Source organism: Kandleria sp. (assembly GCF_017934775.1).
Classification (GTDB): Bacteria; Bacillota_I; Bacilli_A; order Erysipelotrichales; family Coprobacillaceae; genus Kandleria; species Kandleria vitulina.
Window position 1 is genome coordinate 1 of sequence record NZ_JAGBIX010000026.1, and the last position, 12,278, is coordinate 12,278.

The window sequence follows — 12,278 nt, forward strand, 5'->3', positions numbered from 1 at the left end:
ATGGAATTCTTTCTTGATTTGTTTATTCCATTCAAAATCACCGTATTTCTTATCTCCCATCAAGGGATGATTGATACTAGACAAGTGCACACGAATCTGATGTGTACGACCAGTGACTAGTCCTACTTCAATCAAGGAGTAATCTTTTGTAGAAATAAGAGCGTGCACCTTTGTATGCATCTTTAGACTGTTAGGTGTTGTCGAAGGGACAATATGCATCTTCATTTCTTTTTCATCCTTGATAACGTAGTCAATCAGTTCCTGATCTTTTACATAGCCTTTTACAATTGTGCGATATGTCTTTTCAATGCAATGACGTTTTTTCATCATTTCATTAAGATCCTGCAAGGCACGCATATCCTTACCAAACATAACTAATCCACTGGTATTGCGGTCAAGACGATGAACTGGTCCTGGCGTAAAGCCAAGATCAGCTTCAGGATCATATTCGCCTTTTTGATAAAGGTATGTCAGCACTTGATTAGAAAGTGTGTTCATATCTTCATTGATATCAGGTTGCACTAGTAAGCCTGCTGGCTTATTGACAATGAGGATATGTTCATCTTCATAGACTACATCAAATGTGATTGGAAGATCGTGAATTGTAAGGGGTGAAGTATATTCTTTAAACTTATCATCATATAAGAAAAGAGAAACCTCATCTCCTAGATGAAGAATATGGTTTTCCTTGACACGTTTCCCATTTACTTTGACATCTTTTTTTCTTAGCATCTTATAGACAAGAGAAGATGGCGCTTTACACAAAAGCTTCTTTAAATACTTATCTATACGCTGATTTTCGTTATTTTGATCAATAATTAATTTCTTCATTTTTACCACCGCCAACATTATAGCATATCCGATTGACAAAAATAAAAAATATTTATGAAAGCCTTTACATCAAAACTATGTTTTGTTATCATGACTATGGGTAGAAACCATAATATGGCCCTCTAGACATCACATTCTGTGTGATCTTAGAAGAAAGCAATGCATCCCCCGCATTACTTTCTTTTTTCTTTATGTTATAATTTATAAAGCGAGGTACATATTATGGAAGAAAAATTGCGTTCTAAGACAATCTTTGAAGGAAAAGTCATCACTGTTACTCATGATGAAGTAAGACTTCCTGATGGCAATACTGCCTTAAGAGAAGTGGTGCTTCATCGTGGAGGTGTGGGCATTCTTGCCATTGAAGATGGCTGTATCCTTCTTGTTAAACAATACCGCTATCCTAATGGCATCGATACTTTAGAGATTCCTGCCGGAAAGCTTGAAAAAGGAGAAAATCCTGATGAAGCCTGCTTCAGGGAATTTGAAGAAGAGACAAACAGACGTGCTTCTTCAATGAATCTGATTTTTAAGGCTCTCCCTACTCCGGGATATTGTAGTGAAGTGCTTTATATCTATGAAGCAAAGGATTTTAAGGAAGTAGATGATTCTCTTCCTCAAGATGAAGATGAATTCATTAATCTTATTAAGATGCCATTAGATGAAGCATATAAAAAAGTCCTTACATCTGAAATAATGGATGCAAAGACAATCATGGCAATTCAATATGCCTATATAAATAAAGACCGCTAATCTTAGCGGTCTTATTCTTTATCTTTTTTCTTGTTAATAAAGTAAACAACAACTTCTACAATCGCAATAATGAAAGTATTGAAGAAATACACATTTGCGACACCAGCAGCAGCTGATGAGATAACACCATTGTTTTTCATCCAATTCGCATAGCTTGGAATTGGTGGAATAATAGCATGTAGCACTGTTAAGATTGCTGACATGAAAGCATTGGCAATATTGCTATAAACAAGATAGATATCTTTCACAAATGAAAGTACTCCATGTTCAAATGATGCCTGTAAACTTGTATAGATCAATAATCCAACAACAAGAATAACAAGTGAAAGAGAGAATGTATAAAGAATATTCATTAAAGCAGATCCCACTTTTTCAAGTGTAACTTTCTTTTTCTTTGGTTCTTCTTTATCAGTTTCTTTTTCTTCTTCAGTTTCTTTTTCTTCTTCACTAAAGATCTTATCAATAACAGAATCCAATTCACCAGTAGCCTGCTTATCTAAAGATAATGATGTTTCTTCATCATCTGGGAAGAAAAATTCTTTAGGCTTATCAACTGGCTTAAATTCCTTAGTTGCTTCTTCTTCAACAACTTCTTCATCTTCTTCTGCAGGTTCTTCTTCCTCTTCATCAAGTGAAGGAAGAGAATCTTCAAGAGCCTTGAGTTCTGCTTCTAGATCATCTTCTTCATCTTCAACTAACTCTTCAGCAGGTTCTTCATTTTCCTGAGCACCATGTTCAATAGCTGAAAGCATGTCTTCTAGACCTGCAAGTTCATCTTCCAATGAAAGTTCTGATGTTGATTCTTCAGTATCATCAAGTGGAAGTTCTTCCTCTTCTTCAACTGGTAACTCCTCAGGAGCTTCTTCCTGTTGACGTTTTTCTTCTTCAAGACGTTGTGCTTCTTTTTCAAGCTCTTCTTGCTTGATGATCTTAAGCTGCTGTGTCTTAGAGATTTCATCATCTAAAGCTACCGGATCAACATTCAATTCTGAAAGTCGCCATTCATATGTCTTGTTGACAATATCCATCAAGTCATTATCTCCACTGTAGACATCTGCAAGATGTCCTCTTACGGAATGAAGCTCTTCTGGTGACATATTATCATCCATTCCAAGAATGGACTGATACATTGAGAAGTCTTCATAGCGTCCAAAGATAATGTCATTCAATGTTTCATACATGCTCTTAGATACTTCGTAAGAGATTGTATGTTCCTTATCTCCAGCCTTTACAAGATCTTCTACATAAATAAGATTAATGCCAGCTGCATGTCCTGAATCCAACAATTGTCCAATAGAAGTAATAAGCAATGTCTGAGACTTATTTACGCCATATTTTTCAACGAGGAAATCGATAATGTCCGTTGATGGGAATGGCTGAAGCTTAGTATCTGTACCAATAACGTAGTCGATTCTATTATATAGTTTTCCTTTTTCAAGATAACGAATAGCATCTTTTGTCTTATGCGTTGAAACAACCGCAATCTTAATATCTTTCTGTTTAAGATATTCCAAAAGTTCCATTACGCCATCATTAGGCTTAATGCCTTTCACCTCAAGATAATCATATAGGTCTTTTTCTACAGTCTGATTAAACGAAGATGAGTTCGTCGTACTAGATAGAGGCAATGAATCATACATGGTAAACATGTTTCCCAAGGCATTATAGAAAGTCTGTCGATCCATTGCGACCTTTTGTTTCTTGCATAAGTTTTTATAAAAGTTATAACGATAATGATTTAATGGAAAGATACATCCATCTAGCTCAATTATTACAAGCTTTAAATCACTGACATTCTGTCCTGCCATAAATCCATCCCCTTTTGCCTATTATAACAAATATTAATATATTACGTTATAGAAAAAAAAGCAAGTCTTATAGAAATAATCGTAAATGTGTGTTGCTATTTTCTAAATCATCATGAACTAATCTACCTCTATATTTTCCTACTTCTTCCTAGGTTTTGCAATACTTATCTGTTACTCTTTCTTTAAGGATAACATATTTCAAATCAATATAGAAAGTTTTATCTTCTAAAAAGAAAAAAGCGCAAATTCTTGCGCTTTATTTCATATAACGTGATGCCCAATTAAAGATGCTTATTCCTTTAACACTACGTGGATGATTTCTCATGACATAGATCCATGTCCAATGGTCATTGTAGTAGACAGCTTCTTGTCTATGATCATAATTATAGTCTTCATACACTTTAATCTTTCCATCATATGTCTTATAGAGCGTCAGCTTCAATCTGTCATTAGCAGTTTCATATGTTGTATAGCCAAAGCGATCAGTGCGTTGATGTACTCTTTGTCCTTCACTTAATAGTGACCACATACGCTTAGAACTCTGTTCAGGATCGACAGATGCATCTGTTTCTCCCTGAACAAGCCATATGGAAGTCTTGGCCTTCTTCATTGTCAAAATATCCTCATTTGAGACTTGATTGACAATTGCAGGACAAATGATGATACCTGTATCAAAGAGACGTGGATAGCGAATAATCATGCGTGTTGACATATAGCCACCAGCTGAAGCTCCTGATACCATGATCTTATTGATACGATATTTCTTTGCTACAAACATAATTTCCTTATAGGCCTTTTCAAGCAGATTCTCACTATCCGCATTATACCAAGTATCTGGTACCTGGAATGCCATCACATTAGCGCCTTTAAATGTTCTTTGTGCTTCTTTTGTAGCCCATCCAACAGTTCCACGATTAGCGAGCATCTGTGCGACATTATTATGAGTCTGTCCCTTGATATCTCCTTCTCCATTGCCGTGGAACCACACTATAAGACGTCTGCTATTGGCATTATAGAACTGGTAATTCAATCCGTAGTGTCCTTTGACACTTCTGAACTTGGATGTTTCTTCATTGATGATCTTCTTCTTAATAACAAATCTCACATCCTCCTTCTTGAGAGAATACAAATCATGATTAAGCGTAATCGTATAAATCAGCTTACCAGGATAATTACGCTGTTCAGTAAGCCATGTCAATGTAGAGCCTTCCCCTTGATTTAAATACAGTATCACTTTCTTGCCCATCTTTTTTACTTTCTCGATGGTTCTGTTGGTATCATAGTAGACATTTCCTTTATCTACTCCAAAATCCACAATGCTTTTCGCATTGATCGTAAAACTGTTCTTAGTGATACCTTTCAGGGACTTCAAGGAATGAAAATCAATAACAATACGATCGACCACTTCACCTGCATCAGTAACGCTCGCATAAAGCTGTGCCTGATATGATGAAGAGGCATGAATTGGCATAATCATAAATGAAAGCATCATTATGCCAGATAGTACAATAGTCATTATCTTTTTCATCATAATGCCCTCCTTATAATTATTGTAAAGAAAAAGAGAATGACATGTCTTCCCAATTTTCTAGGAAGGACATACCATTTCTCTACTTCTTTCACGATAGTTCTTAGGTGTCTCGTCATAAAGCTTCTTGAAGATTCTATTAAAAGACTGAATGCTTTCAAAGCCATTCTGAAAAGCTATTTCCAATATCTTCTTATCACTTTCCATAAGGTCCAATAAGGCATGTTCCATACGTACATTTCTTAAGTACTCATTGATGCCAATACCAAACGTCTTCTTGAACTGTGTAGAAAGATAGCTTTCATTATAATGCGTCAATTCAGACAGAGCTTCTAGATTAATATGATTCTGATAGTGTCTATCAATATATTGCTGAACAAAAAGAAGAACATTAGAAGAAAATGAATCAGTAGATACTATTCCTGTTTCTTCTTTTAAAATCTTTATCATCTTCAACAATAATAAATACGTTTCAAGCATCCTATCTTTTTTATGATAAGAATAGACTTCCAAAAGAATAAGTATAAGTTCTGGCGTGCGATACGGATTTTTTCTTATCGCAAAACCAAAATGCTTATGATTAAGCATCCATGACAAGAAGCGATGATTGATTATCAAAGAAAGCATTTCTGTGTCTTCAAGTAGAATTGCTTCATGAAAAACATTATTATTAACGAGGCAAAGATCACCCTTCTCTACAATAGTTTCTTCTCCCTCTACCGTATATTTTAGTTTTCCTTTTAAGATGTAGTTGATCCTCAAGGAATCATGGTAGTGGCGTACTTCATCGAGATGAGTGAAAAAACAATGTTCAATAGCATAATCCGAAGATGATATTCTCATATGAGCCCCCCTTTATATTAAGGTTAACATGAGAAACTCCCTATTCTATCCTCATTTTCACAAAACGAAAAAATAGTGCTTTTTATGAGCACTATTTATGATGAAGCATTTTCTTGATTAAATGTCTTCTATATTTCGGATGAGTAATAGGCTTATCCAATAAAATCTGATGCGCATTTTCATCCATTAACAACTGGCAATATGCTTTAGGATATCCGTATTTTACAAGATACTTATAACATTCTTGCATATTAGGAATACGTCCTCCCTGCGCTCTATGTGTATCAGTGCCGATCACATGTACCATATTGCGATCAAGTAATGTCATCGCATTTTTATGATGGAGAGACTGCTTATCAAGTATGCTTGTAGTATTGACCTGGATTACACATCCTAAATCGATGAGATACTGTACATAATCAATGTCTAATACGCTATGGAAATATCGTTCAATATGTGCCACGATGGGAATATAGCCCTTTTTAATAATTGCACGTAGATAATCATCAAAATGTTCCATAAAGCTATCTGTCGGCTTGATAACATTGTATTCACATAAAACATAATGCGTATTTTCAATTGGAAGAAATAGGTCTTTTTCTACAACTTCAGTACTGTTTTCATTAAGCATCAGTTCACATCCACTATAGACGTTAATATCAAACTGTCTTGCTAATTCTTTTAATTCATTGATGCGATCTAACGCAATGTCTTTGATATCGCTGCTCATAAAGCCACTTGTAAAATGTGGTGTTGCAACTATGTCAGAGATTCCTTGTTCCCGAGCTAAAGCAAGAGCTTGCTCTGCTTCGTTTTTTGTAGAGATTCCATCATCGATGTCCCATGCATAATGGCCATGAATATCTACATACCCCATTTGAATCACCTCTGGTAGTCATTTTACCATAAAAAAAGAGATAATCCCATAGAGGATTATCTCTTTTTTATTACATTAAGCTATATAAACTAATGCAGTAGTACCAAGTCTGTTCCATTTACCAGTAACTGTTTTTTTCTTACGGTTAATAGTTAACTTAGTGAGGTACCATTTTTTAGCCTTTGCACTGTAATGTAATGCATAAACTTTCTTTACTTTCTTAGAAAGGTTAGGTACTTTAAGAGTTACTTTAGTGTTCTTAGATGATTTTTTCTTTTTTCTATAGATACGAACCATCTTAGAAAGTTTTTTCAACTTTCTTAATTTAACGCCTTTAGCTTTAACAACTTTCTGTCCCTTAAGTGCCTTAGCTACTGAAACAGACTTCTTGTTGTACTTGGCAGCTACCCCTTTCTTTGAAACAATCTTGCTAGATAAAACAACTCCGCTCTTGCTTGCTTTTTTAAGCACTAAGCTTGCTGTCTTTGATCCAGCTGCATTGACACCTGCGAACGTAGAGAAAACCATTGCGAACGCAAGCACAAATGCCATCATGAATTTTTTCATAATACTCTCCTCCTATTCATAATATATTTTGACAATCATATCTTTTAGAGATGATTGATCAAGGTAATATGCATCATAATCGCCATCCTTGCCATTCTTTCCAGGCAAGACATAGTTTTGATCAGATGTGTATTTATATTCAAGCATCATATTGCCAAATGTGACGATATCCTGATAGGACACATTAGTAACGATACGTGATACAAATCCATACAATTTAGCAACAGTCGATTCGAAATCATCACTAAGCATCGCTTTTATCTTTGCATAGAAAGCTTCATAGTATGCCTGCTGACGAGCAAGTCGATCCTGTGCAGAATAATCCTTATCTGTGTCTCTGGTTCTGACAAATGTTTCAACATTTTCTTTTGTGATTTTCACAACATCGCCTTTTTTCATTCCATTTACTTTTGCAAGTGAATCATTTGGTACTTTTACTTCTAATGTACCAACAATATCCTGCAGCAGTTTGAGGGAATCAAGATCCATTGACCCATAGCGAGCAATCGGAATATCCATCATCATCTTAGAGACAGCACGCATGGCTTTCATACATCCAGATTTCTCATCCGTACCATAAGCATAAGCAAGATTGATATGATCTTTTTCCCATCCTAATGATTCTCCATCAAAATCAGTCTTTTCAATTGATGTTATAGAATCACGGGGAATAGAAATCAATTTCACCTGCTTCTTTGCACGGTCAAAAACCAATAATCCCATTGCATCAGACTGTCCAAGTTCATTTTCTGTTTCCGGGTTCTTTTCCGTCTTATCAATTCCTAACAAAAGAATTGAAATGATTGACGTATTGTACTTATAGCTCTTTCCATGATAACTAATATGACGATAATCAGAATCCTTATTAACCTTAGTACTTTCACCTTTATGATAAGTTGCAACAAGTCCAATACACAATGCGACTGACAATAATCCGATAAGAAAGAACGCAAACTTTTTTCGTTTCTGTTCTTTAATAATATCCATAATATCCATAGTAGCCATAGCGGCCATAATCCTGGGAAGAAGCTTTTACTCGACTCAGGACAACCCCTACAACTCTTCCTCCGTTATTTGTTAATTCACCAATTGCACGCTTGGCAACCTTCTTTGAAGTGAATTCATTTCTTAAAACGAATACAGTTCCATCAACTGCGCGTGATACAACAGTTGCATCAGATCCAGCCGCTACAGGTGGTGTATCGATAATCACATAATCAAACTGTTCTCTTAAAGTTTCAATCATATCTGTAAAATGAGAAGACGAAAGAATCTCTGATGGATTTGGCGGTGTCTTACCTGCCAACATGATATAGAGATTATCGATATTAGTACTATTTAGACCATCTTTTCCTTGATTAGTTAAAAGTTCAGAAACACCATCATGATGCTTAGTAAGCATTAGATACTCTTTTAAAGATGTTCTTCTTAAATCACAATCCACAAGACAGACCTTCTTGCCCATCTGAGCAAAAGCATATGCTAAATTAAAGGCAATAACAGTCTTTCCCTCATCAGGAATAGAAGATGTCAATGAAATCACTTTCAGATTCTCCGTATACATTAAATTTGTTCTTAGCTTCTTAAATGATTCAAGAGAAGAAGAATGAGTTGTAATGGTCTGTGTTTCAATTTCAATAAAATTTTTCTCTTCCATTATTTCTTACCTCTCTTCTTTCCAGATTTCTTGACATATTTCAATGATTTATCATCTACTACAACCGCTAATACTGGAAGATCAAGTGTTGCTTCCACATCTTCAACACTCGTAAATGCATCATCAAGTACAAAACGCAATGTAATATATCCTAAACAAAGCAACATACCAATTAAAGTACCTAAAGCAGTTGCTTTTACAAGACTAAGCCCTACTCTTTCATTATTAACAATCGCTTTTTCAATACGATATGGTTCCTGTGAATCAATCTCACGTATATCATCCATTCCTTCTTCTACAAGAGCATTACAGATTTTCATCGCTTCTGTAGCACTATCAGAAGTAACAGAAATCTTTAAAATACGTGTTTCCTGAGGATTTTCAATTTTTATCATATTATTAAGCTGCTTTGTTGTATACTTTAATGAAAGCTTATTAATAACTGCCTCAAGATTAGGTCTCGATGTAAAAATAATTTCATAATCTGATGTTAAATTAGAACTCAACTGTAAAGATTCCAATGAAATCTTTTTATCCGAGCTTCTTAAATACACCATTGAACTAGACTGATAATGTGGTGTTGACAAAAATGTAAAATAAGATAATCCCAAGATACCTCCTGCTAATGCACATACAACGACAAAGTACCATAATGTCTTGATCTTTATAAACAAAGCTTTAAGATCAATCTCATAGACATCATCGTTAAACTGTTTAAGTGATTCATTTGCTGAATTCACACTACCCCTCCTATAACCAAAATACTGATTAACGGTATTTTTTTGTCAAATATAAATATATTATAACATAAAAATTACTTTTTAAAAGAAAATCAAATTTAAAAATTTGAAAAAAGCTACCAAAAGGTAGCATGCGAATAATCTTATACTTATAAAAACAGTATCTCTTTTGTTCAAGAGCATAAGTCTTGTCAACATCATATAAACTGTTAGAATAAAACAAAGGAGCGTGAATCATGGATAGAGTTCTGCATCGTATTCTTATTGCAAACTGTTTCGTACTGGTTTTTTTCATCAGCATTGCTATTTTAATGAACACTTCTGATTTATTTGACACTTTCTTCTTTTATTACAGCATAGCTTCTGCCAGCTATTTTATAGCTGTTATCATCATTTATTATTTTACTGAACACAAAAAAGCAAGGAGATAATTCTCCTTGCTTTATAGTTTCATATAGTCTTCCATATCCTGAAAGCCCAGCCTACGATAAAGATGCTTACCTTCTTCTGTACTTTCAAGATAGATCTTATCAATACCAATCTTTTTTGCAAGACGAATAAGACAACGACAGATGGCTTTACCAACACCTTTTCCACGGTGTTGTTTTTTTGTATAGATATTCATAAGATATCCACTTTGACCACTCATATTATCAGGTGAAGGCATTTCTCGATGAAGACACATACCGCCCCATCCTAACAACTCTTCACCCTCATAAGCTGCCACTGCAATATGTCTATTGGCTTCAAGCTCTTCTAAATAATACAGTCTCGTCTCTTTCTCAAGACTTGACCATTCCTCATCGCTCATCTCTTTCTTTTCTTCTTCAAAGACCTGCGATAATGAGAGTTTTCTCATCTTAAGTAGTTCATCTACATTCTCAATTGTCAATTGCTTTATCGCAATCATAATTTCACTCCTCTTCTTCATTATAGAAAAAGGAAGTAAAATCACTGTGAAAAATGAATTATATATCTTTATACGCTTTAATTGATGGATGAATAATATGTTCATTAATGATTTTTTCCATCCAGATCATATGATACCAGCGATCAAACTTGTAGCCACAGTTTTTAAATGTACCTACTTTATGAAATCCTAAATGTGCATGGAACTGTTCACTGTTGTTGGTTAATGTTTCATCTTCAACTTCAGGAACGCTAATGCAGGCATAAAGGTTGGTCATTCCCATTTTAAATAATGCCTTCTCTATCTCTTCATAAAGCTTACGTCCATAGCCTTTCCCTTTAGCGTGGTGATCAAGATAGATGCTTAGCTCACATGACCATGAATAGGCAGCACGAGGATAGAAGGCATGAGCATAAGCATATCCTTGAACTTGACCTTCATCTTCAATGACAAGATAAGGATAAAAAGACATGATCTCCTTCATACGATCAATAAACTCATCTTCACTCACTTCATCATATTCAAATGTGATGGCTGTATTTTTAATATAGTAGTTATAGATTTCAATAAGACGTTTTGCATCTTCAATTTTGGCATCTCTAATATGCATATATTCTCCCCCCTTATTGTTTTCAAGTTTAATCAACAAGAAAGAGGAAGTCAATCTTTAGAGTTCTTGTCCTAAGGCATCTGCTAAGATAATAGCATCATAAAGTTCATCAGGAGTGACATCACCTGCAAGGTTATGAATCGTTTCTCCTTCAACGCAGGCATTTTTAGCAATAGTGCGCACATCTTCACGATTCGTGATGCCTAGTTTCAATAAAGTAGTAGGAAGACCTACTTCTTTACAGAAGTTCTGCACTTCATAAAATTCTTCTTTTGAAGCACCTTCAAGAATCAGCTGTACAAGAGTCCCAAAAGCCACGCAGCATCCGTGATCAGCACTATGTCCACCAAGTGAAGTCACACCATTATAGAATGAATGTGCGGCTGCACAATTGACATTGTCCGCACCTACTCCTGACATATAGACATTCGCTTCAATAATAGCATCCAAAGCTGGTGTCACCACATGTTCCTCACAAGAGCGAACAGCCTGTAAGCCATATTCACGCAATGTCTCATAACAAGTTTTCGCAATCGCCATTCCGGTTCTTGTAATACCTGTTCCTTCAAGACTTGGCGATTCAGTACGATAAGATGCACGACCTTCAAAATAAGTACCTAAGGCATCTCCCATACCTGCAATCAAAAAGCGCACTGGGGCATCGGCAATCACCTGGCTATCTACCATGACCGCATCAGGGTTAGTTGGATAGAATAAATACTGATTGAAGCTGCCATCATCATTATAAATAACTGACAGACCAGTACATGGGGCATCAGTTGCTGCTACAGTTGGAATAATGACAATATGCTTGCCTGTATAATAAGCTGTTGCTTTTGCTGTATCGACAGCTGATCCCCCACCAACTGCAACGACAACGTCAATATGGTCTTCTTCAACGATGGATTTCATTTTTTCAATTTCACTTTTGCTTGAAAGACCACCGAATACTTCATAGCGACGATAGTCATCATGATCCTTAAAGCTTGTTTCTAATGCATCATGGCAAGCCTTATATCCACTGTTGGAACAGATAAACAGCCATCTTTTTCCCATATAGTGCATTTCATCATAAAAATGATAAGTCGCATCTCTTCCTTGTACATATTTAAGAGGTTCTCTCATTGCACGCAATAATTTCATATGTATCACCC

The 12,278-nt window shown here is 35.4% G+C and carries 14 protein-coding genes; 2 read left to right on the plus strand and 12 right to left on the minus strand.

Annotated elements, in window-relative coordinates:
* Nucleotides 1–831, minus strand: an 831-nt coding sequence (locus J6L95_RS03470; protein WP_287458154.1) for an RluA family pseudouridine synthase, incomplete at its 3' end; no start/stop codon positions are given.
* Between the two features lie 222 nt (nucleotides 832–1,053).
* On the opposite strand from J6L95_RS03470, the gene J6L95_RS03475 reads away from it, so the two are divergent.
* A complete protein-coding gene (locus tag J6L95_RS03475; protein ID WP_029070608.1) occupies nucleotides 1,054–1,584 on the plus strand; it encodes an NUDIX hydrolase in 531 nt (176 codons plus the stop codon).
* A gap of 11 nt (nucleotides 1,585–1,595) precedes the next feature.
* On the opposite strand, the gene J6L95_RS03480 is transcribed toward J6L95_RS03475, so the two are convergent.
* The 8 genes from J6L95_RS03480 to J6L95_RS03515 all read right to left on the minus strand — a co-directional run bounded on the left by J6L95_RS03480 (nucleotide 1,596) and on the right by J6L95_RS03515 (nucleotide 9,604).
* Nucleotides 1,596–3,392, minus strand: a complete 1,797-nt coding sequence (locus J6L95_RS03480) for an HAD hydrolase-like protein (RefSeq protein WP_287458155.1) — start codon at nucleotides 3,390–3,392, stop codon at nucleotides 1,596–1,598.
* A 256-nt stretch (nucleotides 3,393–3,648) separates the two neighbouring features.
* Nucleotides 3,649–4,923 (minus strand): phospholipase, encoded by a 1,275-nt coding sequence (locus J6L95_RS03485; protein ID WP_287458156.1) that lies wholly within the window; start codon nucleotides 4,921–4,923, stop codon nucleotides 3,649–3,651.
* A gap of 57 nt (nucleotides 4,924–4,980) precedes the next feature.
* Nucleotides 4,981–5,763 carry an AraC family transcriptional regulator gene (locus J6L95_RS03490; protein ID WP_287458157.1) on the minus strand — a complete coding sequence of 261 codons (783 nt, stop codon included), beginning with the start codon at nucleotides 5,761–5,763 and terminating at the stop codon, nucleotides 4,981–4,983.
* A 91-nt stretch (nucleotides 5,764–5,854) separates the two neighbouring features.
* The gene (locus J6L95_RS03495) at nucleotides 5,855–6,640 is read right to left on the minus strand and encodes a CpsB/CapC family capsule biosynthesis tyrosine phosphatase (RefSeq protein WP_287458158.1); all 786 of its coding nucleotides are present in this window, start codon (nucleotides 6,638–6,640) and stop codon (nucleotides 5,855–5,857) included.
* 75 nt (nucleotides 6,641–6,715) lie between these two features.
* Nucleotides 6,716–7,207 (minus strand): hypothetical protein, encoded by a 492-nt coding sequence (locus tag J6L95_RS03500; protein WP_074686481.1) that lies wholly within the window; start codon nucleotides 7,205–7,207, stop codon nucleotides 6,716–6,718.
* 12 nt (nucleotides 7,208–7,219) lie between these two features.
* Nucleotides 7,220–8,212, minus strand: coding sequence for an LCP family protein (locus tag J6L95_RS03505; protein ID WP_287458159.1), 993 nt, complete (start codon nucleotides 8,210–8,212; stop codon nucleotides 7,220–7,222).
* Complete coding sequence (locus tag J6L95_RS03510) at nucleotides 8,181–8,864, minus strand: CpsD/CapB family tyrosine-protein kinase (protein WP_287458160.1); 684 nt, start codon at nucleotides 8,862–8,864, stop codon at nucleotides 8,181–8,183. Before J6L95_RS03510 ends, J6L95_RS03505 begins: the two co-directional genes overlap by 32 nt.
* A complete protein-coding gene (locus J6L95_RS03515; RefSeq protein ID WP_287458161.1) occupies nucleotides 8,864–9,604 on the minus strand; it encodes a YveK family protein in 741 nt (246 codons plus the stop codon). Before J6L95_RS03515 ends, J6L95_RS03510 begins: the two co-directional genes overlap by 1 nt.
* Nucleotides 9,605–9,840: 236 nt before the next feature.
* Between J6L95_RS03515 and J6L95_RS03520 the strand changes: the two genes are divergently transcribed.
* A complete protein-coding gene (locus tag J6L95_RS03520) occupies nucleotides 9,841–10,035 on the plus strand; it encodes a hypothetical protein (RefSeq protein WP_287458162.1) in 195 nt (64 codons plus the stop codon).
* A gap of 11 nt (nucleotides 10,036–10,046) precedes the next feature.
* Here J6L95_RS03520 and J6L95_RS03525 read toward each other — a convergent pair whose 3' ends face one another.
* Genes J6L95_RS03525 through J6L95_RS03535 form a run of 3 tightly spaced genes read right to left on the minus strand, consistent with a single transcriptional unit; the run spans nucleotide 10,047 to nucleotide 12,267 of the window.
* Nucleotides 10,047–10,514, minus strand: coding sequence for a GNAT family N-acetyltransferase (locus tag J6L95_RS03525; protein WP_287458163.1), 468 nt, complete (start codon nucleotides 10,512–10,514; stop codon nucleotides 10,047–10,049).
* A 58-nt stretch (nucleotides 10,515–10,572) separates the two neighbouring features.
* Complete coding sequence (locus J6L95_RS03530) at nucleotides 10,573–11,124, minus strand: GNAT family N-acetyltransferase (RefSeq protein ID WP_287458164.1); 552 nt, start codon at nucleotides 11,122–11,124, stop codon at nucleotides 10,573–10,575.
* Nucleotides 11,125–11,181: 57 nt separating this feature from the next.
* On the minus strand, nucleotides 11,182–12,267 hold the full coding sequence (locus J6L95_RS03535) for a glycerol dehydrogenase (RefSeq protein WP_287458165.1): 1,086 nt from the start codon (nucleotides 12,265–12,267) through the stop codon (nucleotides 11,182–11,184).
* Nucleotides 12,268–12,278: the final 11 nt, after the last annotated feature.

Excerpts from the sequence above, each read along its gene's own strand:
- J6L95_RS03520 (WP_287458162.1), top strand. The coding sequence starts at position 9,841 with ATGGATAGAGTTCTGCATCGTATTCTTATTGCAAACTGTTTCGTACTG.
- J6L95_RS03475 (WP_029070608.1), top strand. The coding sequence starts at position 1,054 with ATGGAAGAAAAATTGCGTTCTAAGACAATCTTTGAAGGAAAAGTCATC.
- J6L95_RS03535 (WP_287458165.1), bottom strand. The coding sequence starts at position 12,267 with ATGAAATTATTGCGTGCAATGAGAGAACCTCTTAAATATGTACAAGGA.
- J6L95_RS03530 (WP_287458164.1), bottom strand. The coding sequence starts at position 11,124 with ATGCATATTAGAGATGCCAAAATTGAAGATGCAAAACGTCTTATTGAA.
- J6L95_RS03510 (WP_287458160.1), bottom strand. The coding sequence starts at position 8,864 with ATGGAAGAGAAAAATTTTATTGAAATTGAAACACAGACCATTACAACT.
- J6L95_RS03495 (WP_287458158.1), bottom strand. The coding sequence starts at position 6,640 with ATGGGGTATGTAGATATTCATGGCCATTATGCATGGGACATCGATGAT.
- J6L95_RS03490 (WP_287458157.1), bottom strand. The coding sequence starts at position 5,763 with ATGAGAATATCATCTTCGGATTATGCTATTGAACATTGTTTTTTCACT.
- J6L95_RS03480 (WP_287458155.1), bottom strand. The coding sequence starts at position 3,392 with ATGGCAGGACAGAATGTCAGTGATTTAAAGCTTGTAATAATTGAGCTA.
- J6L95_RS03525 (WP_287458163.1), bottom strand. The coding sequence starts at position 10,514 with ATGATTGCGATAAAGCAATTGACAATTGAGAATGTAGATGAACTACTT.
- J6L95_RS03505 (WP_287458159.1), bottom strand. The coding sequence starts at position 8,212 with ATGGCTACTATGGATATTATGGATATTATTAAAGAACAGAAACGAAAA.
- J6L95_RS03485 (WP_287458156.1), bottom strand. The coding sequence starts at position 4,923 with ATGATGAAAAAGATAATGACTATTGTACTATCTGGCATAATGATGCTT.
- J6L95_RS03500 (WP_074686481.1), bottom strand. The coding sequence starts at position 7,207 with ATGAAAAAATTCATGATGGCATTTGTGCTTGCGTTCGCAATGGTTTTC.